This window comes from Microcoleus sp. FACHB-831, from assembly GCF_014695585.1.
Taxonomy (GTDB): Bacteria; Cyanobacteriota; Cyanobacteriia; order Cyanobacteriales; family FACHB-T130; genus FACHB-831.
The window spans coordinates 97,826-121,923 of record NZ_JACJON010000067.1 but is presented as its reverse complement, the minus strand read 5'-3'; the positions used below and the strand labels follow the sequence as shown (position 1 = coordinate 121,923).

The following is a 24,098-nucleotide window of genomic DNA, read 5'->3' as shown; positions in this document are numbered from 1 at the left end:
GACATAAGATCGCACTATTTTACTTTGCAGATACTGCGCGATCGCTCCCACTTGCTTAGTATTACCTAATAAACAAAAAAGCGCGATCTCCGTTGCTACATCATGCGATCGCTCTTATCTAAACTTTTCTCATCGGCATAAACCAAGATTGCCTGAAGTGTCTGGACGATCGTTAGAAACCCAACCTTCCACAGGGGAACGAATTGCAACCCAGTTTCGACCATCCGCCTGCATAATCAATGCTGGAGAGCTTTCAAGCTGCACCGTTTCACCGTTTCTAACAAAGCCAATAACTTTAGCCTTCAACTCAGCTTCGGAGCGAATTCTTAAGCCTTTACCTGTTGGAACATTGACGCGCAAACAAGTGACATCGCCCAATTTTGTGCTGACAGCAGTACTGCTGTGGGTAGTAACAAACTGCCCATTCTTCCAGCAGCCATACTCGGCTGTACCAGTACCAATCTGATTTACTAAATTGCTAACTCTAAACCAATAAGGAGTCTTTTCCTTGGGAGTACCTAGCGCCTCGGCACAGGAATTTTCAAAATCTAGAAATCCCCCAAACTCTATATTGGAAAAACCCGCAGTAAAGTCTGCATTTTGTATATCTGAATTAGGACGCCACAAACTCCAGCCTGGTTCTGGCTGACTGCTTGAACCATTGGGATCGGTTTGATCCGCCTGAACCGGAAGCGTAAATGACAAAGCAGCGATCGCACCTACCAGCAGAATTCGGGACAAGCTTCGCATATTTTCACCTTTTCTCTATGAGAAACAATTGCACGATTTTATCTGCTTTATCCGGGTTAACAACAGGAGAAATAATCCCCGCCAAGCAGCAAACTTAGGCTTATGAATAATTTCCCACGCGATCGCGCACCTTCCACTTTTATAAAAGCTATCGGTGCTAACGTGGATAATTCTCTAAAGCGGGCGGCGGGAATCGAACCCGCATGATCAGCTTGGAAGGCTGGAGTTTTACCACTAAACTACGCCCGCAGATAAAAGTTGAATCTTTTAGAAAAACTTCTATAAGATTCACACCTAAACTAATATAGCACAATTTTCGCTTAATTTGAGTGGATACAACTTAAAAAATTCTTAGTTGGCGAGGGGAGCAATACGAAGCACAACCTCCATGTTGCTGTAGACTGGTTGCTTCGCCTGATAAGCAGGCTCAAACTTCCATCCCTGGATAACTTCACTTGCTAGCTGTCGGGGGCTAACGCTGCTAGTGCCTTTCACCACTTGAGCAGATTGCACTTCTGGGTTGCCTTTGTCATCAATCAACAACTTCACCTCTAAGACTAAAACGCGGTTTTGCTTCCCCTTAGCCCTGGATGGATAGTCCATAGAGTCAAATTGTTTTTGAGATTGCCTTGGCTTTGGCACTCGATCGGGATTATCTCTCCCGCCGTTAGCAAGACGCACATCAGATAAACTTGCTACCAATCCTCTGCTATCTTCCTCAGACTTGGAAGATTCGGTTGCTGGTGGTGCTGAGGCTACAGGCTTGGACTTTTCTGGGGAGCGATCGCCAGTAGGGGTTGATGCAGGTGAGTCCTTGTCGGAAGACTTCTTTTCTTCGCTATTTGCAGGTTTATCAGCGCTGGAATTTGCTTTCGGGCGGTCGTTGGCAGACTCTTTTTGTGGTGCAGGGATAGCAGGAGATGGATTGGAAGAAGAACCAGTCTCCTTGGCAGAATTTTGAGAATCAGACTCCTCTGGCGATGCAGGTACATTGTCTGAGTCAGAGGACTCTGAAGAAGCTGGAGATGGCGATCGCGTAGGTAACAGTTTGCCCACAACTGGCGTAACAGGCGTCCGCTTTTTTGGCTCAGTAGAAGGCGATAAATTTTCATTAGCTAGCGGCGCTGTCTGTGCGGGTTCATCCTTCTTAGTTGAATTTGGATCAACATTCTCGGTAGACCCGCGCTTTGGCTCTAACAAACGCGATGGCGATCGCTCTTGGAGAGGTATGGGCTTAACGTATTTTCTGACACGCGGGGATCGTCTGCGTGCAACCCTGGAGCGAGTTTTTGTCGGAGTTTTAACCTTGGTGCGAGGCTTAGTTTCAACTCGCTCGACTGTGGATGAAGATACAGACGGGTCCAACCTTTCGCTTTTGGCTATGACAGAGGAATTTTGCTGATAATTTGCCTTTTTAATCTCAGCTGGCTTTGGTAAAGAGGGAGGCTCCTGCATTTCTTCCTCTTTAGGAGCGATCGCCTCGTTCTTAGTCTCTAAAGTTGGCTCTGGTGCAGGCGGGGGGGCGATCGCCTCGTTCTGAGTCTCTAACGTTGGCTCTGGTGCCGATAGGGGAGCGATCGCCTGATTTTGAGTATCTAAAGTTGGCTCTGGGGTAGACAGGGGGGCGATCGCCTGGTTCTGAGTCTCTAACGTTTGCTCTAGTGCAGGCGGGGGAGCGATCGCTTTTTTAGATTCTTTGGCTGGAACGTTTGCAGGTTTTAAAGAGCTTGTCTGAGGTGTTATCTCAACAATCTCAATAGGAATGTTCGCATTACTTAACTCAACTGTTTCCTGGCGCACCATCATGCGCTGCAACGTCGTGAGCGCTAACAAATGTAGAAGAACAGAGCCGAGGCTGTAAGCGACCCACAGTGCTAGTGGTTCGACAGTCCTTCGCTGAGATTTCCGATCGGGAGCAGTCGCAGTCAAAGTTGGTAGTGCCCTTAGTCAAAATAAGCGACACAACCTTATACGGCTAGAGAAATAGGTTCACCCGGACAAAACAGCAAGAAATTTAAGAATTCTTGGTTATTGGCAATGGGTAAAACTTAGGAGTATTTACTCTTACCCATTACCCCTTACCCATTAGCCCAGAACTACACTAATGAGTTAACAGCAAAGGTAAGAACAGTTTCATCGATTCCTTTGAGCTTGAGCGGACTTCTTTTGTCTAGTTCGTTGTCTTCCAAGTAATCAGCCACAGCAGCAGAAACCAAGATGCAATTTGGTTCAGCAGCTTCTTGAAGTCTCGACGCAATATTCACGCAAGGCCCAATCGCAGTATAGTCCGACCGTTCTTTGCCGCCAAACATTCCTACCACAGCAGTACCTTGGTGAATGCCACACCGGAACTGTACAGCCGCCCTGCCGTTACTTCCCAGGATGCCTTGCTCCTGCCACTGCTGGTTGAGTTTGGCTAGAGAAAGGTGCATTTGTCGTGCAGCAGCGATCGCTCTTTTCACCTGTTCGTTTGGTGTTAGCTCTTCTGGTGCCCCAAACAGTGCCAAGACAGCATCCCCCATAAACTTATCAACCGTCCCGCCATTATCAAACACAGCTTTAGTCATCGCTTCGAGATATTCATTGAGAATCTCTGCTACTCGCCGACTTCGCAATGTATTCGACAGACTGGTAAAACCCACAATATCGCTGAACAAAACTGTAATCAGACGAGGCTCCGGACGTAAATCCAGCTTCAGTTCCCCTTTAGCACACTCTTCCACTAGCGATGGTGGCAAAAAGCGACTCAGGACGGACTCTGTAAGGTAAGTATTCAGTTCGACCACTCGGCGTTCATTTTCCTTCAGCGCCAGCAAATTAGCGACCAATGCTAATAACTCCCGATCGTTAAAGGGCTTAGACAAATAGGCATCTGCTCCCCTTTGAGTACCTTCAATTCGGGTTTCTTCGTCCACCTTCGCTGTCAGCAAGATGATGGGCGTTCCCTTTAAATCTTGCTGTTCGCGGATCATCCTAATCAAATCCAAACCGGATACGCGAGGCATCATCAAATCTGTCACGATCAGCCCCGGACGCATCGCTAAGGCTACCTCGAAGCCTTCTGCCCCATTCTTAGCCGTGCAGACTTCGTAGCCTTCTTGCAGCAGAATCCGAGACACGTAAGTGCGTAAATCCCGGTTGTCGTCCACTACTAAGATTGAACTCTTGGGCGCGGTTGGTGAGGTTTCAGTTAAAGAATTAACAGAGTTTCCTGCTAAAGAAGGTTGTAACTCGGAACGGCTTGCCTCTAAGTGAGAACTTAAACCTGGGAATTCAGAAGTGGCTTCCTCAATTTCCAAATCAGCTAATTCCACTGCCGCACGAGAAGACTGTAATTCTGTCCCCACTTCTAGCACTTGATCGAGGGGCAGGTGAGCTGTCCCCGTTTGCAACCAAACGGTAAAGGTTGACCCTTCGTTATAAATAGACTGTACGGAAATTTGACCTCCGTGCAGGTCAACCAGTTCTTTTATCAGAGCCAGACCTAAGCCACTGCCTTCATGAGAGCGGCTTACCGACCCTTCTGCCTGACGAAACCGCTCAAATAGATGCGGAATTTGTTCGGGACGAATGCCAATCCCAGTGTCGCTAACTTGAACTCGTATATGATCCCCAGCGGGTTGCACTTTAATTGTAATAGTGCCCCCCGCGTTGGTAAACTTCATCGCGTTGGATAAAAGATTATATATAACTTTGTCAAATCTTTCTAAATCCAAATAAACCAAAGGGGTTGGAGTGAGCTGCGTCACCAAATGCAGGTCTTTTTTCTCGCAGTAAGGGCGGAAAGTTTCAACAATCTGGTTGACGAATTCGACTAAGTTACAGGGACGGAAACTGGCTTGCATCCTCCCAGCATCGAGGCGCTGTAAGTCGAGCAGTTGATTTACGAGCCGCAGCAAGCGTCGGGAATTCCGCAGGGCGATCGCGGCTTGATCGTAGGGCAAATCTTGTTTGTTTCCTACAGCGGACTCTAAAGGCCCGATCATCAAGGTTAAGGGCGTGCGGAACTCGTGAGAAACATTTTGGAAAAATTCTGTTTTCTGTCGGTCTAGTTCCAGCAATCGTTCGGCTTGCTGTCTGGTTTTTTGATAAAGCCGGGATTGCTGAACGGCGATCGCTGCTTGTGCCGCGACTGCTTGAGCCAGATCGATCTCGCTTTCGCGCCATCTTCTGGCGCGGTGGGTTTGGCGCAGGGTAATGCTGCCAATAATTTGGCCATCAGAAAGTAATGGCACGATTAACAAAGCTCGTGCAGGCGATCGCAGTGGCAAATCGAACCCATTCATTTCCGGCTGCTGGCCGAGATCGTCTATTGCCACTGGCTGCTGCGTCCTCAGCAACTGCTGCAAGACTGGATTTCCCGCAATTGGCACAACTGACTGCGGCAGCTGAGGAGTCCTAATACCCCCTTCCACATTCTTTAATTGCGCGAGCAATTCCCCCCTCCTCGATTGTGGTGGCTGATTGGGATTTGTCGTTTTGTACGCAGGATTTAGGAATTCTTCAGCGATGACTTCCGAACTCACCCGGCTCTCCGTTCCGTCATACAACCCAACGCACTGCACAAACTCATCCTCATCCCTCCAGAGAGAAAGCGCACAACCATCTACCTGCAAAGCTTGCCCTAACTGTTGAGTAATCGCCGCAAAAATGTCCTGCGGGTCAAGACTAGAACGGATAGCAGTAGTAATGGTATTGACAAGCGACTCGCGCTGTGCCAAAGAGCGCACCTGTTCATAAGCCCGCGCCTGGGAAAGAGCGAGTGCGGCTTGATCTGCCACCATCACCACCAGTTGAATTTCATCATCCTCCCATACACGCGGTTGCCCACAATGGTGTAGAGCCAAAACAGCCATCAACTCAGCTTGGCAAATTAGCGGCACAATTAGGCTAGAACGAATACCAGCTTCTTGGTATGCCTGTTGCAGGTATCGATCTTGACTCAGGAAGGGTTCATCTGTTTCCACATCATTGATTACTTGCACATCGCGGGTTTCCCACACCGTATGAGTGAAGAGGGAAGATTCAGCTGATGGTAATGAACTATGAACTGTTAACCCCGATCCTGCCAAAGACAAAGCCTGAACCTGAGAGTTACTAGGTGGGCTTAATTCCTGCTCTTTGTTGCCATCAGAACGCCCCCTACCATTTTTCTTCTGATAAACAAACCATTCGTCTGCCATGCGATCGTTTTGAAACGGGCGCAGGATGCAAACACTAACCTCCAGCATATGACCCACAGTGTCTACGATTGTCTGGAGGACTTGTTGTAGTGGCGAACCACCCTTGCGCCCATACTGAGCATTGCGAATGGTATTGGTTACAGTATTCAGAAGGGATTCCCGGCGCAGAGTTCGGCAAAGTTCCTCCGTGCGGACTTTCAGCACGTTATGGGTATCCATAGCCTGCCGCACCACCCTTTTGAGTTCTTCAGCATCCCAGGGCTTGGTCACGTACTTAAAAACCTTACCAGCGTTGATTGCTTCCACCAAGTCTTCAACATCGGTGTAGCCAGTCAAAATGATCCGAATAATATCGGGGTACTGGGTAGCGGTAAGGCTGAGAAACTCAGTGCCGCTCATTAACGGCATACGCTGATCTGAGATGATAACCGCTACACTCGAACCATTTTTGGCCTCTGCCGCTAGGATATCTAGTGCCGCAGGGCCGTTATCTGCCCGCAGCACTTTGTACTCTCGGTGAAAGGTTCGGTAAAGCAAATCCAAGTTATCCGGTTCGTCATCGACGACCAGAAGTTTAGGCTTACTGTTGGCTTGGGAATTCATGCACCGCTCTCCTGCTGCAGTAGGTTAGGCTTTAAACCCAGCCTTACGGATGAAAAACAGTCTCTCCAACGCATAGATTTTTCCAGCGATCGAGATGGCTTGTGTGGATCAAAAGATGAGGACGGTGGTGATTCCTGCCCCCCAGGAAAGGCTCGTAACAGCATGAGTGGGAACCTACGCTGGCGTCGCCTGCCTATTGCCGAAGACGGGTGTGGGAATCTCCCACACAAATGGTGCACCCCAATATATCTTAAATTTTGAGGAGGGGGCGGGTAGGACGGGGTTTAGGAGTTATGTGGCCGCATATTTGTTCAAAGAACCAAACCTGCCCCTAATGTAACCTCACGGGTGAGATTTTTGAGATGCACCGCTCTTTTACCTCAGAAGGGTCTAGTTAGGGCGGGGGTAGCGATCCAATTACAGAATTTTCAGACCTACAAACCCAACTTGCCCCCCTACTGCGGGCTGACCCACTAGGGCACTTGCCCAATCGGGGGTAATACACTTTTGATTTCCCATTGATATAAATTTACCCCCTCAAAACTGGGTTTACACAAAGCACCAGCAAAGCTCATCAATTGGGTGCGAACCACAATTATGACTGGTGTCGATAGCAAGTGTAAGTTTTGCAATGAATTGGTCAAAAAAATAGACTGTAAGACGAATACCCTGACGGGTGCTGCCAATCCGGAAGTTGGTTGGGAGCAAGTTCGGGGGTTAAACTGTGCCTGCGCTCCTTAAGGTGGATGCACTCCTCCTATAATCGTAATGCAGTCATCTAAGGCTAGCAGCTCTGACCAGGATAGCGTAGGAGCAGAAAGGCTGTTGATCTGAGGATATTCTAGGTTTGAATTAGTTCTTTCCCATCCCTAATAGGGATTTATACTTATTCTTGGAGTGAATTATACACTAATTTACACAATTGCCTAAAATGCATATTCTTATTGCGGCTTAAGTTTCAAGGCGCGATCGCTCCAGGCTAAAAGCAGCGCACCTATCTCGTCGGTTGGTTTGTGTCAACGTCGATGATATCCAGATCGCCAACTACTACGGGAATATAATTGCTATATTTTTTATACTTTTCTCCTCTATTCACTAAGTATTGTTAATAAATATTACGATATCTGGTTTTTCCTATAGTTGCGCGATCGCTGTAAACCCTCTAAGTAGCTTTTTCGTATGGGATTAACAGCATTTCTGATAACCATCTCGAAAAACTACCCAAAAATGGTTTAGGATCGACCCGGCCAGATATCTTATATGGATAGATGTGAACTTCGGCTTTCCTAACCTAACTCACCTCACGCCCGACCCAACCGCACAGCCAGAGCGTGTGTCCCACTTGATTATCCGTGCAGCCAGCCAAAGAGATCTAAGCAGCCTAGCACAGATACTAGCTGATAGCTTCCATCCTCAAAATGGAATCCTACGCTGGGCTTATCCCTTGCTAAGACTGGGAATTTACGAGGATTTACGCAGCCGTCTCCGCTCAATTTCTCCTCATACCATATGTTTAGTGGCCGTTGCTGCGTCTTCTAGCGAAGCCGGAGCGAGTGAATACATAGCAGGCACTGTAGAAATGGCGCTGCGCTCTCCATCTTACTGGCAACCGAAGGTACGAGAATATCCCTATATCTCCAACTTGGCGGTGCGGCGATCCTTTAGACGGCAAGGAGTGGCTATGCAACTACTTCATAGCTGCGAACAAACAGCTATTGAGTGGGGGTTTGGCGACCTATACCTTCACGTTTTGGAAAACAATCATCAGGCACGACAACTATATCTCAAGACTGGTTATCAACTGCATCAAGTCGATCGCAGCTTTGGTTCCTGTGTCTTGGGACAGCCCCGACGATTATTTTTGCGGAAATACTTGACTCCTGGCTCTACCGTCTAGAAGATATGTCCCCCATAAACAAAGCTGTACTTGACAGATTGGTAAAATTGAGGATAAAAAATATGTAATATTATCAATAAAAAAGCTTTTCAGCCATTAAATTTGGGTTAGTGATTAATTGTGTTTCTGAGTCTATCTTCACATTTACTTTAAAAAACTGGCTGTATTCTTTAGCGATACTTTAAAAATGGCCTGGAAATCTCTAATTTAGGGTCTACTGAGGGTAGTAATTAGTGAAGAGACCGCAGTATGCCATAAAATGTAACTACGAGATTACCGATCGGGGGCTTATACTGATATCGATTGTTTAAAAGGGTAATTAGTTGATACTCCCAATTCCCTGTAAGGGATAGGATTATTGGTTCAACGAGGCGAATTACAACTAATGCAGTTACCTACACCCAATCAGAGGCTCTCCTCTCCCCAAACTTCTGACCCCCTTGTTTCCTTGGGTGTTGTGGGTTGGGATGCCTTACCAAACCTAAGATTGGCCTATTGGAAATGGTGCTTTACCTTTAGTTTGGCAAGTGCAAAATCCTTGGGCTGGCTGGTTGTGCTACTACCCCAAAGGCAATTGTTAAAAAAATCTTGGGCAAGAGTTGTAGCAGGCGGATTGGCTCGATTAGTAAAAATTATCAATCTTGCTGGTCGGGCGGCGGGAGAAAGTAGCACACCAAAAGCTGTCAGCTCCTCCATTACCTGCCCCTACAGCCTAACTCGGGGCTGGTACTCTCTGTTGAAGACGCTAGGGGGGGTGCATAAGCATCTGCCTTGTTGGAATAGCTTATCAACAAACCTTGCGGACGCTTTATCCCGATCCGCTGTTGGTCTTCTTGAAGGCTAGGGTTGTGTATGGGTGTCACCGCGCCTTTTTATAAAAATTGAGATGGATAGTGACAATAGACAGTTCTACCAGACGGCTATTGCCGAAGCGGATGCCAAGGAGTGTGCCAATACATGGACTCACGACCAGCCATCGGTCAGCCGCAACTGTGTCGCCTACACGCACGGCTATAGCAGCCTGAAAATAGAAAGCCTGAACCAACGCGGCCAGAAAGGGATGGAGGAATCAACGACGTGTAAAATACTCGCGCAGCTGCAAAGTCAACAGTTGTTAATCGTCAATAGTCGTAAAAGAAATGGCTTGATTCTCTATAAGCGCTACCACGCGGAGTTTGCAGGGCCAGGAGCGGCTGTAGGAGGTTTGTTTGATAAAGATTGTCAGCGAGCGCTGCCTGTGGGAGATTTTTCGTTGGTTAGTCCTGAATCTACCAACGATCGGCAGCGGGCTTATTTGACTCGGCGACAGTGGATTAAACTGACTAAACAAATTACGGATAACCCTGCGCCGCTGCAACGAGCGCAGAAGATTATTGAACAATTTGAGCAGTTCTTTGGCGCAAAGACTGTTGCCCAGTTGCCAGACGAAGCCTTTGCGCTTTTAGTGGGCGTTTTCCCAGAAACAATCCGAATAGCTCGCTACACCGAAAAGGATTAGCCTCAGACTAGGAAAGAGGAATTGGGGACGCAGAGGGGCTAGCTTCTAGAAGTGTTTGGAGTCGTGAGAGCGATCGCGCATTTTCTTCAACACTGCCAACGGTAATTCGCAAACCCCCGGCAATATGGCGCACTAGGGTTCCCTGAGCTTTCAAGTTCTGGGCTAAGTGGGTAAGCGCGTCATCTTTGAAAGGCTCTACCAGCCGCAAATAAATAAAGTTGGCGTCGCTAGGCCAAACTTGTAAAGCTGGATGTCCGGATAAAGCTTGAATTAATTTATCGCGGTTAGCCCTAATTTCGGGAATAACTGCTAGCAACTGCTTGCGGTGAGTTAATGCTAATTGAGCCGCAGCTTGAGTGAAGCTGGGCAAATTATACGGAAGGCGGATTTTTTCTAAAGCAGCAATTAGTTCTGGGTGCGCGATCGCATATCCCACTCGATGCGCCGCCAACCGAAATGCCTTGGAAAACGTCCTCAGCACCACCCAGTTAGGATGCTGCGCTAATTCCCCAGCAACGCTTGTTTGGCTAAATTCAAAATAAGCCTCATCTATGACAACCAGAATTTCTTGAGGCAAACTCCGCAACCATTCCAACTCTTTAGCGGTTAAGGCGTTAGCCGTTGGAGAATTGGGGTGAACAACAAACACCACCCGGATTGGCGGATTCTGGCTTTGCTCAATAGCAGCTTGAGCAGCGGCCAAGTCTATTTCAAAATTAGCTTCAGAACGACCAACGCTGACAACTGGAATTCCCAATGTTTTAGCCAAAATCCCGTACATAGAAAAGGTGGGATTGGCAACGAGAATTGAACCTTCCCCACCCAAACACGTAGCAATCAGTAAAGAGCGAATTAGTTCATCCGAACCATTCCCGACGGAGATGTTTGCTGCGGTAAGTGGCTTATCCAGGGATTCATTGACATATTCCGCGATCGCTTCCCTAATCGCTTCATGTCCTCCATCAGGATATCGATTAGCCTCAATTAGCTGCTGATAAGTCCAAGCCAGCTTTTCTTTTAACTCGCTAGGCAAATCATAGGGACACTCATTAGTATCCAGCCGATCCATAGCAATTGAAGACAAGGCGGGACTCCCTGAAGCCCCACCCGGATGGGGTGTATAAGCGGTAAGTTGGGCGATATCTGACCTGATGAAAGAAAGCATGACTGTGGTAAGGGGTAATGGATAATGGCTAATGGGTAATTGGGCATCGGACATTGGGCACTGGGCATTAGTATTTTTTCTTATTCCCCATTCCCTATCCCCCTATCCCTTATTCCCTATTCCCCATTACCAAAGTAATTACAGTGACTTCGGGCGGACAAAATAAGCGTCCAGGGGGGTAGGTTCCCAAGCCTCGATTAATATACAGCTTGTTTGTGCCTACCTGATGGAATCCCTTAACCCATTCCCAATGCTTAACCACGTCATGATTTTCCTTCATAAAAGGTATCCAACGGCGCAATGGCTTGGGAATAAGCCGCCGCACCCTTGCAAGCAAAAGGGGTGCGGGTGGCAACCCTGGAATCAAAATTTGACCACCGTGAGTATGGCCTGATAGTTGTAAATCTACTCGCCATTGCTGCAAAACTTCTGCCGTATCTGGATTATGAGATAAAACGATGCGGGGTGTTGCGGCATCCAAGCTATCCATTACTGGATAGGGGTTGAAATCACGCGACCAATAATCAGCCAGCCCTACGAGGGGTAATGCCGAACCAAGGGGATAAGCGATTTCATTAGACAGGAGGCGAATGCCAATGCTAGTCAAAGCTGAGGTAATTTCGGCTGCTCCCGCCGGGTAAAAATTATCGTGGTTGCCGAGTACGGCGTAGATACCGAGGCGACTTTGCAGGTTTTTGAGCCGCAATACCAGGTCGTGAATCGGACTTGGGTCGTCGGTTACAAAGTCACCAGTTAAGAAGACTAAATCGGGTTCGGCTTGATTGCTGGCGGCGATCGCGGCAGCTAGCATTTTTTCAGATAGCCGCAGACCGTCGTAGTGGAAGTCCGATATCTGTACTAGCTTTGTGCCTTGTAACTCGGTCGGTAGATTAGCGATCGCAACCGTCAAATTGTCTACACTCAATGGCCCAGATAATATCCACTGCATGAAGCTGACCTCTATTGCCCATATCAGAAATACCAGCTTAACAAACACTAACCCAGCGACCTTCTGAAACGGAAGAACTTCTCCAGCGTTGTCTGAAGTAGCTGATTTTTAGCATATTTTTGCTTAGTTAGTTGTAACGCTGCTTTGCTGTTGACTTCTGCCAGAGTCGGGTAAATGTGAATGATACCGCTTAGAGCAGAAACTTTTAGACCATTGGACATCGCCAAAACAATTTCGTGAATTAACTCACCCGCACTCGCTCCAACCAAATGAGCGCCCAAAATTTCACCATTGCCCCGCACGATTATTTTGGCAAATCCAGCGGTTGCTGCTTCTGCTTGGGCGCGGTCAACATCAGCAAAATCCTGCTTCAAAATGTAAACATCATCGCCGTATTGCTCTCTAGCTTGCTGTTCGGTTAAACCAACACGCGCTAACTCTGGATCGGTGAATGTCGCCCAAGGAATCACCCGATAGTTAGCTTTGCTCAAGGGAAAGAACAGGGCATTTCTAATTACTACGCTGGCTTCATAGCTGGCGACGTGGGTGAATTGGTAGCCACCGATGACATCGCCACAGGCGTAGATGCGGGGATTGGTTGTCTGGAGTTTAGCGTTGACGCGAATCCCTGTTTTACCCTGAGAAGATGCGCCATAACCAGATTCGGCCTTTTGATGTGTCTGTACGCCAGCGGCATCTAAATTCAGGGATTCGACGTTGGGTTGACGCCCAGCAGCGATAAGGATTTCATCAACCTCAATTTTCTCGCCACCAGCCCACAAAAATTTCTTCTTATTGGCTAATTCAACTCGCTCGGCTCGTGTTTTTGTGAGAACGCGGATGCCTTCTGATTCAAATTGCTTTTGGACTACTTGAGCGGCTTCGGGGTCTTCTTTGGGTAAGAGGCGATCGCTACTGGCAACGATCGTAACTTTAGACCCCAGCCGCGAAAATGCTTGCCCCAGCTCGCAGCCAATCGGCCCCCCACCAATTACGGCGAGAGATTCAGGTTGCTCGGTTAAGGAAAATACTTGTTCGTTGGTGAGATAACCTGCTTCTGCCAATCCTGGGATGGGAGGAATTGCTGCTCTAGAACCTGTGGCAATGACGAAGGCGCGTGCTTTGAGGTGGCGGTTGTTGACTGCGAATGTTTTGCGGTCTAAGAAATTGCCTGTGCCAAATATAACCTCTACGCCCAATGATTCAAATCGTTCTGGGGAGTCGTTGGGCTGAATTGTGGATATTACGCGCTGGACGTAATTGGTGACTTTTGCAAAATCTATCTTAGGGGTGGTGCGATCGATGCTAAGATTCAATAACTCTTCTACCGCGTAAGCGATTCGCGAGGCATGGATAAGAGATTTGCTAGGGACGCATCCATACCAGAGACAGTCACCTCCGAGGCGATCGCGTTCTATAAGGGCGACTTTTGCTTTAAGCTGAGCCGCTGCGCTAGCAACGACTAGACCAGCAGAACCACCACCAATTATTACTAAATCGTATTCAACTGCCAAATTTCACCTGCCTTGACTGGGAATACTAAATATATAGCTGGGATGGAAATCGGGTGCGAGTGTTTCTCAGACTCCTAACGGCGAACAAGGAAGGGGTATATTGCACGCAGGCTGGTAAACACCAAGACTTTGAGGATACTTCAGGTATTTATTGCATTGGTCTATTTGTAATAATTTATACTGATGCTGCAAAGACATTAAGTAACTATGTATACAGTAATACAACACTTAATGATTTATATAAATTTTGGTATTAAAGGCTTTTAGATCTATTTTTGCCTAACTACGGATGGAACAAAAATGAATGTTAGTTATCAATAGCACAATAAATTAAATAATTATATTTACTCAGCTTCAATGTGGGCGAGAAGAAAAAGCTCTAATAGCTCTACTCGCTCAAAGTATTTTTTGACTAAGTAAACTTCGCAACATCTTTTAAGGTTAGAAAGTGGAAAATTATTATCAACTAGCCCAAATTTATTCAACTGCAACTTTTAGGAATGTAGAGACAGAATTAATAAAGTCTTTACATTCTTTTTCTAGAAAAGCCAGTATTGCGGTAACTGGAATTGGCTGCGTGGTTTTGCTGGGGTGGATGCTCGACATTCCCACCCTTAAAAGCATCTTCCCTGGACTGGTGAGCATGAAAACAAACACAAGTTTAGCGTTCATTATGAGTGGCTTATCTTTGTGGTTGTGGCATAAAGAAGGTAAAAGTAAAAACAGCCGCAAAAATAGGTATAACATTGCTCGCTCAGATATTGAGCAGGCAAAAGGCAAAATAAAAAATCCCTTATTTTTACATTTAGCTTTTAATTTTAGTCTGGCTGAAGTTTTCGCCAGTATTGTTCTGCTAATTGGTCTGCTCACATTAAGTCAATATTGCTTTGGCTGGAATTTGGGGATCGATCAACTTTTATTCGAGGAATCAATAACCGCAGTTGGGACGTTTGCTCCCAACCGGATGGCTCCCAATACCGCTGTAACCTTCGTATTGCTAGGCTGTGCTGGAGTGCTGCTAAATAGGCGCGATCGCAAAAACTATATTATCGCCCAGAGCCTAACTGTTGTAGCATTTTTAATTGCTTTAGTAGGTTTGCTTGGTTACGCTTATGGCATTGAATCTTTTTATGGCATTGGCCCTTATACGCGCATGGCGCTGCATACAGCAGGGTGCTTTTTGCTACTGTGTTTGGGAATGTTATTTGCCAGTCCAAACCAAGGCTTAATGTCTGTAGTAATCAAGGATAATGCAGGCGGGGTTTTGGCTCGGCGTTTATTTCCTGGCGCGATCGCTATTCCGCCTATATTAGGGTGGTTTATCGTAGGAGGCTACCGCTCTAATACTTATGATACTGAGGTGGGAATGTCCCTCCTGGCAGTTTTCAACGTTATCATTTTTGCGATTCTAACTTGGTGGAACGCTAACAAACTTGGTGCCATAGATATTCAGCGGCAGCGTGCAGAAAAAGGGCTTAAACAGGCTAACCAAGATTTAGAAAATAGAGTAGAAGAGCGTACTATTGAGCTGAAGCAAGTTAACAAAGAATTGCACCAGCGAATTACTGAGCGTATACAAATAGAAGAAGCACTACAAACAAGCTATAACCTTTTGAACGCGGTTCTTGAAAGCACGCCAGATGCCATTTTTGTGAAGGATCTTCAGGGAAAGCTAGTGATGGTTAACTCAGCGTGCGCCAACGTCTTAGGATATGCAGTAGAAGAACTTATCGGAAAAAAAGATGCCGACTTTTTGCCTCCTGAGATCGCGATTATCCTGACCGAAACCGACAAGAGAATTATGAGGACTGGTGAAGCTGAGACTATCGAGGAAATAATACCGTCGATGGGCACAGTTACAACGAATCTGGTCACGAAAAGTCCTTGGCGCGATCTGCAAGGAAATACCATAGGGTTGATTGGCATTGGGCGGAACATAAGCGATCGCAAGGCATTAGAAAGAGAAGTAGCGCGGCGGGAGCAGCTTTTAAACTCATTTGTGACTGTTGCACCTGTGGGAATTGCAATTTTGGACGACCAGATGCGATACTTGCAAGTCAACGAAGCACTGGCACAGATTAATGGTGTTGCTGTCGAACAACATTTGGGAAGATCTATTAGTGAAATTTTGCCCGATGCTGCACAAGTTATTGAACAGTCGTTACGCCAGGTATTGACGACAGGCGAAGCGGCTTTAAATATCGAGGCGTGCGGTGAATTACCTAGCCAACCGGGCACGGTACTTCACTGGATAACTTCTCAATTTCCCATACCTGGAACAAACGGCCAACCGATGGCTATTGGTGTCACAGTTCTAGATATCACGGCTCGCAAACAAGCGGAGGAAGCCCGCCGCGAGAAAGAAGCTCAATTGAAAGAAAAAAACCAGGAACTACAACATACTCTGCAAGAACTGCAACGCACTCAATCACAACTAATTCAGAGTGAAAAAATGTCTAGTTTAGGACAACTTGTTGCAGGGATTGCCCACGAAATTAATAACCCGGTTAACTTTATATATGGAAATCTCACTCATGTCAGGGAATACAGCCAAGATTTACTTGGATTAGTGGAACTATATCAGCAACATTACCCTACTGGCACAGCAGAAATTCAATCGAAAATGGAAGCAATTGACCTGGATTTTCTTATAAAAGATTTTCCTAATTTGCTCTCTTCAATGAGGGTAGGAGCAGACCGCATCCGCGAAATTGTCCTCTCGTTGCGTAACTTCTCGCGGATTGACGAAGCGGAAATGAAGGAAGTTAACATACACGAGGGGATTGATAGTACGCTGATGATTTTGCATAATCGCTTGAAAGCTAAAACAGATCATCCCAACATTCAGGTGATTAAAGAATACGGTAACTTACCCAAAGTTGAGTGCTATGCGGGACAGTTGAATCAGGTGTTTATGAACCTGGTGGCTAATGCCATTGATGCTTTAGATGAGTACAACCATCAACGTTCGTTAGAAGAAATTAAGAAAAATCCCAGTAAGATTTGGATTTGTACTGAAGCAATAGACAAAAATCGCGTAGTTATAAAAATTATAGATAACGGCAAAGGGATGATAGAGGAAGTAAGGCAACAGTTATTTAATCCCTTCTTTACTACCAAACCGATAGGCAAAGGAACTGGGCTGGGTTTGGCGATTAGCTATCAAATTGTGGTGGAAAAACACGGCGGTCGGTTGGAGTGTATATCAGCGCCAGGTGGAGGAGCGCAGTTTGTAATTGAAATTCCGATTCGGCAAATGATTTAGGGAATTTATATTTGAGTGTAGCAGGAGCGATCGCTGCTACCATACCTAAAATGGATGCTTCAACGATTGCTTCAATTCAATCCCTCCAACGCGAAGCCGCGTCACTGTTGCTTTATCAATCTGTCCTCAGTGGCGAAGTAGGCATCGCGTTTCTCGAACTGCTGCAAACCTTACGCCAGCCGGATCGCGATGGATTTAGTTATCTAGAGTCATACTCGCGTTGGTTTAAAGCCCAAGCTGCTAGCAATCAAAGCTGGCAAGAGTATTTGATCGCCCAAATCCTCAAAGACGATAACCCCTTTACTCAACAAGCCCAGAAGGCGTCGTTGTCAGATTTGCCCCCAGCTTTAGTAGACGCCGCACAGCGCGATTTACAAGCCTTGCAAAGTATCTATGATTGCCCTTCTGCCCAGATTAGTTGCTGGGTGCAAGAAGCTTGCCAAATACCGCTGATGCCAGTTGTTTGGCATCAAGAACCGGAGACTATATCTGAAAATGAATTGTTTATACGAGAGAAACTTGCAACGCTAGAAAGTTGGGCAGATGCGTTAGAAGATTTAGCCGCTCACTATCAGCAATTTGGCACGGGAATATTTGCTGAATATCGCGCTTTTCGCTGGCAATCTGGGCAGATGATTGGCATTCCACACGCCGATCCAGTGAAAGTTACAGAATTAGTCGGCTATGAGTCCCAGCGAGATGCTTTGCTGAAAAATACAGAATTTTTATTAGCAGGTTATCCAGCACTTCACGTATTACTTTATGGCAGTCGTGGTTCTGGTAAATCTTCTTTGGTGAAGGGATTGTTGAACCAGTATGAAGACAGCCAACTGCGTCTGATAGAAGTTGCTAAATCTGAATTAAAAGCTTTACCTGAGATTGTGGAAAAGTTGCGCGGCGTACCCCAAAAGTTCATTATATTTGTTGACGATCTTTCTTTTGAGGAAGATGATGATGCTTTTAAGGCGCTAAAAGTTGTTTTGGAGGGGAATATAACGGCACGTCCTCAAAATGTGGTGGTGTATGCGACTTCTAATCGACGACATTTGATTAGGGAGTTTTTTGCAGATAGACCCGCTCCCCGCGATGGTGATGAAGTCCATGCGTGGGATACTGTTCAGGAGAAATTATCGTTTAGCGATCGCTTCGGTCTTACTCTAACGTTTGAATCTGCCGATCAAAATACCTACTTAAACATTGTTCGACATCTCGCAGCGCAACAGGGAATTAACCTGAGCGAGGATGATTTAGATTATCGCGCCCTACAGTGGGCAACTCGTCACAACGGTCGCTCTGGGCGAACAGCACGACAATTTGTTGACTTCCTCCGAGCAGATTTGGCACTTTTTGGGTCATAAGCTCATATATTAAACACATAATTAGCAACAACCGTTACTGTGGAATAAGGCTTGGAGACTCGTGACTAAGCAAGAGCCAGCAAAAGAAGTTAAGCCAGCCGCAAAGCAGGCGATCGCTTCTGCTATATCAAAATCCTGCCTAGCTTCAGCTCATCTTTCAACAAGTTAATTCTGCTAACAATAAGCAATATGCAATCAGCCAAGGTAATCAATCGGATACTTCTCGGTTCAGTTGCCTTCAGTGTAAGCTGCGGTCTTGGGTTCCTTGTCAACCGAGACATTACACAAGCATTGCTCGCAGGTTTAATTACTGTACCTGCTACCTATGCAGGGGCTATAGTTGTAAGCATTAGACAAAAACAGCAAATAAATTCTTTAGAAAATGAAATTCAACTTATTGATGAAGAAAGAATAGATTTAGAAGACGAACTAGATTATTTAGAATCAACAATAATTCAGTTACAAAACCAAGTAGCAGAAACATATAGCCATAAAGAGGTATTGAATCGTGAGGTAGCAGTTTTAGGAGGCTACAAATATCAACTAGAAGAACAATCGCATACTTTAATAAGCGAAGTTCAGTTACTTGGACGACGGGAAACAGAATTGCAGCGATCGCTATCGACTATAACAGTAGAAAAACAAAAACTAGAATCTAGCCTTAATTCCCTAGAAAAAGAACTGAATAAAAAACAATCTAAAATTACACAGCAACAAAATGAAAAAGAAGCCCTAGAACAGGAAATAGCTAATTTTAAAAGACAAAAACGCGAAGGAGAAGCTGAATTATCCACATTAGAGGCCAGCATCGCAACCCTTAAGCAAGAAAGAGAGGATCTTAATAAATCGCTACTCTCAATAATGGCTGAAAGGCAAAATATTGAATCTAGCTTAAACTTGCTGCAACTAGAACGCAACCAAGTACGAGTAAAAGTCTCATCCGTGCGCGGTAAGCAGAATGAGATGCCAAACGAAGTTTCCAAAAGAGTGAAAGGAAAAGACAAATTAATTCAGGATATATCTGCACCAGAGAAACCCAAGGAAAAGCTACAAGAAGATTTACCACCTGAATTGAATAAATTTATCAAGCAACTACATAAATACGAAATTCAGATACTCAAAGCTATAGCAGAGGAAGATAATCCAGCGGCAACGATAAAAAAAATTGCTGAGGAGAATATAACAATGCCAGAACTATTGATTGATTCTATAAACGAACGTGCTATGAATATTATTGGAGATCTGATTCTCGAACCCGGTTCGGCATCAAAGCCTCCTATTATTACAGAGGAGTATATAACAACAGTCAAAAAGATGCTTCAAACCTATGCATAGATAAAATAATGGTTATTAAAGTACCTGCGGATGTTCGTAATAGCGGCTATACAGGCAAAACCCGCGAAGCAAGGGTTTAAGAAAATTTAATCCGCGCAGGCGGACTTTGTTTGTATAGCCCCAGACTTCCAGTTTGAGAGAACGGGGGTTTTTATAGCCGCGAATTGCATTCCCCAGGACATCGATATTAAAGGTCTGTTAATTGTTAACCTGATAGTATCTGCGAATAAATTAAGTTGAGTCAGATGGCAAAGCTAAAAATTCCTAAAAGAGTATCAACTGGCTTGATAAATGCCCTCGGTACAGGAGTTGTGCCGAAAGTTGGTATCGAACACGTTGCTGTAGGGCGCGAAAAAGAAACCGCAGCTTTATTACAAGATCTGGATAACATTGCTGAAGGCGGGGGGGCATTTCGGTTTATTGTGGGGCGTTACGGTTCAGGTAAAAGTTTTATGCTGCAACTGATTCGCAACCACGCTATGGAAAGAGATTTTGTAGTTGCTGATGCTGATTTGTCCCCCGAACGCCGATTAGCAGGAACCAATCGTCAAGGGGTTGCAACTTATCGTCAGTTGATGCAAAATCTTTCTACTAAAATTCGCCCTGAAGGAGGCGCACTACCGCCAATTTTGGAACGCTGGATTGCTGGAATTCAGACTCAAGTCGCACAAGATAGCGGCATGAATCCCAAAGATGAAGGTTTTGACGATCGAGTGGAATCGAGAATTAGGGAAGTAGTAGAGGGAATTGAGGGATTAGTTCACGGATTCGACTTTGCCAACGTAATTATTAGTTATTGGCGCGGTTATAGATTGGATGATAGCGATAAAAAAGATGCGGCGCTGCGTTGGTTGCGTGGGGAATTTGCTACTAAGACTGAGGCTAAGTCAGCCTTGGGCGATCGCGTCAGCATTATTGACGATGATAGCTGGTATGACTACATCAAATTGCTTGCTAAGTTTGTATCTGATATCGGCTACAAAGGGCTTCTAGTTCTGCTTGACGAAGCCGTTCATTTATTCAAGATTACTCATGCTGCTTCCCGCCAAAGTAATTACGACAAGTTGTTGGCTATGTTCAACGACACCATGCAAGGCGGTGTGGAAAATTTGGGCATTTTCTTAGGAGGAACTCCTCAATTTTTAGAAGACAAGCGACGAGGACTTTACAGCGATGAAGCTTGGCGGACTCGCTTGGCAAAAAGCCGCTTTGTTAGAGAGGGAATTCAAGATACTTCTGGAGCAGCCATCCAGTTAGATCCATTAACTTCTCAAGAATTAACAGAACTTTTGAAACGCTTATCCGACGTTCACGCCACTCATTTTAATTACGAAAAAACTCTCAAAGCTAAAGACTTCCAGGAATTCATGCAGGAGATTACAAGTCGTCTAGGTGCTGATAAATTGGCAACCCCGCGCGAAGTAGTACGCGACTTTATCAGCGTGTTAAATATTCTCAGAGAAAACCCAACTATTTCTTTGAGCGAATTAATACACGGTTCTGATTTCAAACTTACATCAGCCAGCAAAGATTCCGATGTGGATGCAGACGGTGAATTAGCAGAATTTACACTATGATTACACAGCCTTTCGACAGGCTAGCGCCATTTATTCAGGAATACATCTACAGCCAGAATTGGACTGAATTAAGAGCAGTTCAAGTGGAAGCTTGTCGGGTAATATTTGACACTGATGCTCATTTATTGCTGGCGGCGGCAACAGCTTCTGGTAAAACGGAAGCTGCTTTTTTACCTGTTTTGACTTTACTGCATCAAAACCCGTCTAAAAGTATCGGCGTACTGTATATTAGTCCCATAAAAGCGTTAATAAATGACCAATTCGATCGCTTAAACGACCTTTTGAAAGAAGCTGATATTCCTGTATGCCATTGGCATGGCGATGTTTCTCAAAGCCGTAAAAAGCAGTTAATAAAAAATCCGAAAGGTATCCTGCAAATTACGCCGGAATCTTTAGAAAGTCTGTTGATTAATAAGAATACCGAACTGGTACGTCTGTTCGGAGATTTGCGGTTTGTAATTATTGATGAAATCCATGCGTTTATGGGTTCTGAACGCGGATGCCAGATTCTTTGCCAGTTAGCACGTTTGTCGAGATTTGTGCAAACGCCGCCGCGTAGAATTGGGTTATCGGCTACGCTTGGCGATTATTCGCTGGCTGAAGAATGGTTGAGCGATCGCACTAGCAAACCCGTCATTACTCCTGATCTTAAAGGCGGACAACGCAAAGTTTACTTTTCTCTAGAACATTTTTACATTCCAGAAGCTGATAAACCCGACATAAATAATCCTTACTTTAGGTATATCTTCGACAATACCAAATTTAAAAAATGCCTAATTTTTGCTAATAATCGCTCTGCAACAGAATCAGTTATATCAAGCCTGCGTCAAATCGCCGAAACCCAAGGATTACCAGACATTTACCACGTCCATCACGGCAGCATTTCTGCTCATTTAAGAGAAGCCGCTGAGTATGAAATGCGCGAACTTGATACTGCATCAGTCACCGCTGCAACGCTGACGCTTGAATTAGGAATTGATATCGGGCAATTGGATCGCGTGATTCAATTAGAAGCACCATTCTCTGTATCCAGCTTCTTGCAAAGATTGGGACGTGCGGGGAGGCGTGGCGGTGCTGCGGATATGCGTTTTATTTGCGCTGAAGATGAGCCATTAGGAGAAGAACCGCTTCCCGATCAAATTCCTTGGCAACTTTTGCAGTGCATTGCTATTATCCAACTTTACTTAGAAGAACGGTGGATTGAGCCAATACATCCTGTTAAGTATCCCTTCAGCCTTTTATACCACCAAACAATGAGTATTCTGGCAGCTATGGGGGAACTTTCACCCGCTGCTTTAGCACAGCAAGTTCTAACTTTGCCACCTTTTGCTGCTATCTCTAAAGAAGATTTTAAACAATTGCTGCGCTATTTAATTGATATCGATCATATTCAGGAAACTGACCGGGGCAAACTGCTCTTAGGTTTGACAGGTGAAAAGCTTGTGAAGAAGTTTCAGTTTTATGCTGTGTTTCCTGACAATGTGGAGTATCTCGTCAGAGATGACCATATTGAAATTGGAAGTATTATCAAGCCACCGCCCGCTGGAAACAAATTTGCTTTGGCAGGTAGAACTTGGGAAGTTTTAAATGTGGATTTTAAAGCAAAAACAGTTTTTGTTAAGCGTTCTGAAGGCTCGGCTAATATTTCTTGGTATGGGGGCAGTATCACCATTCATACTAAAATTTTGCAACGGATGCGAAGAGTGCTTTTTGAGGATATTGAATATACCTACTTGCAGAGTAATGCTAAAAAGCGCCTGAATGCGGCTCGCCAGTTGGCTAAACTTGCTGGATTGGACAAAAGTAATATTATTCCCTTAGAAGGCAAGACTTGCTGTATTTTTCCTTGGATGGGTACTGTAGCTTACAACACGCTAGAAAGATTTTTGAATTCCTTGTGCAGGGAGTCTTTAGACATCAGAAGTATGGGAGGCCGTTCTCCATATTTTCTGAATGTTAAATTAGGCAAGGAAAACTTTAATGCACTTAAAGATGAAATAGTTGGTTTTGCGGCAAGAAGGCTTACAGCAGATGATTTAGTTAGTGCTGAAGAAGCCCCAAAACTGCAAAAGTATGATGAATTTGTTCCTAACAACCTGCTTCGCAAAGCATTTGCCCTAGATTGTCTGGATGTTGAGGAGGTGGCGAAATTAGTTAGAGGCTGGTAGAACTGGGGCTTTGATTTGACCGAATCACTTCTCAAAGCACCAAATTTTTGCATACCTCCCCAAGGCTCAGAGATATGAATGGTTAAGCAAGCCAAAGTCTAGTTACTCAGATGTAACCGCGATGGCTTGAATACCAGCTCTATCCCAAGCGTTCCCAAAAATTGATGCTTCAACTAGACGCTCTTCCTATCTGGACTCAGCCAGCAATCCTTGATAATTGGCCTACTCAAGCCGTCAAGAGCGATGCACTAAAATACGCTTTGCATCTGCGCCAGGGGTGGTCGAACACACCACAGGTAGAAGAAACAGCGATGCAGGTCGAACATATCTTTGCGGGTAGCCATCCTACAGAGTGGCTAATTGTTAGTTCTATGGACAATGTAAACCCTAGCTGCCCGCTTAGAGAATGGGTCGAAGCTATGGTTCTTGTCACGGGTTTCCCAATTTTGCCAATCTTGAGTTCTGTCGATCCGCACCCCCAGCTTCTGGAATGGGAGCATGATGGTAGCTGCGTGCCTTTAGCGCGACATCTATCAGTAGATGAAGTGTACTTGGTGCGGGGGGTTGCGGCTATAGAACCACCGAATTCATTCCCTGCCTTAGCTCGTTTTTATATACTATTAGCTAGGCGGGGAAAATTGGCCTGGAAGGTTACTTTGTCGTTTCTGACTGTTTGTTTGCCGGGAATGCCAACTTCCGCGATCGCGTCAAACGATCACGTCCGTGCGGGAGCAACTTTTGGCAATTTACGTTTTTTGTAATTATACCGTAGCTAGGTTGGGCATTCCTATAAAAAAAGGAGCGATCGCTCCTTTTTTTATGCCTATTCTACTTTT

At 45.4% G+C, this 24,098-nt stretch carries 16 protein-coding genes and 1 tRNA gene; 10 read left to right on the top strand and 7 right to left on the bottom strand.

All coding sequences use genetic code 11. From position 1 onward, the window contains the following. Positions 1 to 129: 129 nt before the first annotated feature. The 4 genes from H6F77_RS19275 to H6F77_RS19260 form a co-directional block, all read right to left on the bottom strand. The gene (locus tag H6F77_RS19275; RefSeq protein WP_190490162.1) at positions 130 to 750 is read right to left on the bottom strand and encodes an SH3 domain-containing protein; all 621 of its coding nucleotides are present in this window, start codon (positions 748 to 750) and stop codon (positions 130 to 132) included. 178 nt (positions 751 to 928) lie between these two features. Beyond that, positions 929 to 999: transfer RNA gene (locus tag H6F77_RS19270), tRNA-Gly, on the bottom strand. Between the two features lie 102 nt (positions 1,000 to 1,101). Next, positions 1,102 to 2,679, bottom strand: coding sequence for a hypothetical protein (locus H6F77_RS19265; RefSeq protein WP_190490161.1), 1,578 nt, complete (start codon positions 2,677 to 2,679; stop codon positions 1,102 to 1,104). 167 nt (positions 2,680 to 2,846) lie between these two features. Next, positions 2,847 to 6,536 carry a response regulator gene (locus H6F77_RS19260; protein ID WP_190490160.1) on the bottom strand — a complete coding sequence of 1,230 codons (3,690 nt, stop codon included), beginning with the start codon at positions 6,534 to 6,536 and terminating at the stop codon, positions 2,847 to 2,849. A 582-nt stretch (positions 6,537 to 7,118) separates the two neighbouring features. Between H6F77_RS19260 and H6F77_RS19255 the strand changes: the two genes are divergently transcribed. From H6F77_RS19255 to H6F77_RS19240, 4 genes are all read left to right on the top strand, one after another. Then, entirely contained in the window at positions 7,119 to 7,277 is a 159-nt protein-coding gene (locus tag H6F77_RS19255) for a hypothetical protein (RefSeq protein WP_190490159.1), read from the top strand. 529 nt (positions 7,278 to 7,806) lie between these two features. Beyond that, the gene (locus H6F77_RS19250; RefSeq protein WP_309228881.1) at positions 7,807 to 8,433 is read left to right on the top strand and encodes a GNAT family N-acetyltransferase; all 627 of its coding nucleotides are present in this window, start codon (positions 7,807 to 7,809) and stop codon (positions 8,431 to 8,433) included. A 385-nt stretch (positions 8,434 to 8,818) separates the two neighbouring features. Further along, positions 8,819 to 9,277 (top strand): hypothetical protein, encoded by a 459-nt coding sequence (locus tag H6F77_RS19245; protein WP_190490158.1) that lies wholly within the window; start codon positions 8,819 to 8,821, stop codon positions 9,275 to 9,277. Positions 9,278 to 9,319: 42 nt separating this feature from the next. Next, positions 9,320 to 9,931, top strand: a complete 612-nt coding sequence (locus H6F77_RS19240; protein ID WP_190490157.1) for a hypothetical protein — start codon at positions 9,320 to 9,322, stop codon at positions 9,929 to 9,931. Between the two features lie 7 nt (positions 9,932 to 9,938). Here H6F77_RS19240 and H6F77_RS19235 read toward each other — a convergent pair whose 3' ends face one another. From H6F77_RS19235 to H6F77_RS19225, 3 genes are all read right to left on the bottom strand, one after another. Continuing rightward, the gene (locus H6F77_RS19235) at positions 9,939 to 11,096 is read right to left on the bottom strand and encodes a histidinol-phosphate transaminase (protein ID WP_190490572.1); all 1,158 of its coding nucleotides are present in this window, start codon (positions 11,094 to 11,096) and stop codon (positions 9,939 to 9,941) included. Between the two features lie 109 nt (positions 11,097 to 11,205). Next, positions 11,206 to 12,045 carry a metallophosphoesterase gene (locus H6F77_RS19230; RefSeq protein ID WP_190490156.1) on the bottom strand — a complete coding sequence of 280 codons (840 nt, stop codon included), beginning with the start codon at positions 12,043 to 12,045 and terminating at the stop codon, positions 11,206 to 11,208. Between the two features lie 47 nt (positions 12,046 to 12,092). Then, positions 12,093 to 13,559, bottom strand: a complete 1,467-nt coding sequence (locus H6F77_RS19225) for a dihydrolipoyl dehydrogenase family protein (protein ID WP_190490155.1) — start codon at positions 13,557 to 13,559, stop codon at positions 12,093 to 12,095. A 448-nt stretch (positions 13,560 to 14,007) separates the two neighbouring features. Here H6F77_RS19225 and H6F77_RS19220 point away from each other — a divergent pair, with 448 nt between their 5' ends. From H6F77_RS19220 to H6F77_RS19195, 6 genes are all read left to right on the top strand, one after another. After that, entirely contained in the window at positions 14,008 to 16,824 is a 2,817-nt protein-coding gene (locus H6F77_RS19220) for a PAS domain-containing protein (protein ID WP_309228880.1), read from the top strand. Positions 16,825 to 16,874: 50 nt separating this feature from the next. Next, positions 16,875 to 18,182: an ATP-binding protein gene (locus H6F77_RS19215; RefSeq protein WP_190490568.1), complete on the top strand. Its 1,308-nt coding sequence runs from the start codon at positions 16,875 to 16,877 to the stop codon at positions 18,180 to 18,182. A 189-nt stretch (positions 18,183 to 18,371) separates the two neighbouring features. After that, positions 18,372 to 19,517 (top strand): tellurite resistance TerB C-terminal domain-containing protein, encoded by a 1,146-nt coding sequence (locus tag H6F77_RS19210; RefSeq protein WP_190490154.1) that lies wholly within the window; start codon positions 18,372 to 18,374, stop codon positions 19,515 to 19,517. A 245-nt stretch (positions 19,518 to 19,762) separates the two neighbouring features. Continuing rightward, a complete protein-coding gene (locus H6F77_RS19205; protein WP_190490153.1) occupies positions 19,763 to 21,094 on the top strand; it encodes an ATP-binding protein in 1,332 nt (443 codons plus the stop codon). After that, complete coding sequence (locus H6F77_RS19200; RefSeq protein ID WP_199321423.1) at positions 21,091 to 23,262, top strand: DEAD/DEAH box helicase; 2,172 nt, start codon at positions 21,091 to 21,093, stop codon at positions 23,260 to 23,262. The genes H6F77_RS19205 and H6F77_RS19200 overlap by 4 nt, the downstream gene beginning before the upstream one ends. Before the next feature lie 164 nt (positions 23,263 to 23,426). Next, entirely contained in the window at positions 23,427 to 24,023 is a 597-nt protein-coding gene (locus tag H6F77_RS19195) for a hypothetical protein (RefSeq protein WP_190490152.1), read from the top strand. Positions 24,024 to 24,098: the final 75 nt, after the last annotated feature.

Bases quoted from the DNA above. Each gene is read 5' to 3' on its own strand.
- H6F77_RS19275 (WP_190490162.1), bottom strand. From the start codon at position 750: ATGCGAAGCTTGTCCCGAATTCTGCTGGTAGGTGCGATCGCTGCTTTG.
- H6F77_RS19260 (WP_190490160.1), bottom strand. From the start codon at position 6,536: ATGAATTCCCAAGCCAACAGTAAGCCTAAACTTCTGGTCGTCGATGAC.
- H6F77_RS19245 (WP_190490158.1), top strand. From the start codon at position 8,819: ATGCAGTTACCTACACCCAATCAGAGGCTCTCCTCTCCCCAAACTTCT.
- H6F77_RS19240 (WP_190490157.1), top strand. From the start codon at position 9,320: ATGGATAGTGACAATAGACAGTTCTACCAGACGGCTATTGCCGAAGCG.
- H6F77_RS19235 (WP_190490572.1), bottom strand. From the start codon at position 11,096: ATGCTTTCTTTCATCAGGTCAGATATCGCCCAACTTACCGCTTATACA.
- H6F77_RS19230 (WP_190490156.1), bottom strand. From the start codon at position 12,045: ATGCAGTGGATATTATCTGGGCCATTGAGTGTAGACAATTTGACGGTT.
- H6F77_RS19215 (WP_190490568.1), top strand. From the start codon at position 16,875: ATGGATGCTTCAACGATTGCTTCAATTCAATCCCTCCAACGCGAAGCC.
- H6F77_RS19210 (WP_190490154.1), top strand. From the start codon at position 18,372: ATGCAATCAGCCAAGGTAATCAATCGGATACTTCTCGGTTCAGTTGCC.
- H6F77_RS19205 (WP_190490153.1), top strand. From the start codon at position 19,763: ATGGCAAAGCTAAAAATTCCTAAAAGAGTATCAACTGGCTTGATAAAT.
- H6F77_RS19200 (WP_199321423.1), top strand. From the start codon at position 21,091: ATGATTACACAGCCTTTCGACAGGCTAGCGCCATTTATTCAGGAATAC.
- H6F77_RS19195 (WP_190490152.1), top strand. From the start codon at position 23,427: ATGCTTCAACTAGACGCTCTTCCTATCTGGACTCAGCCAGCAATCCTT.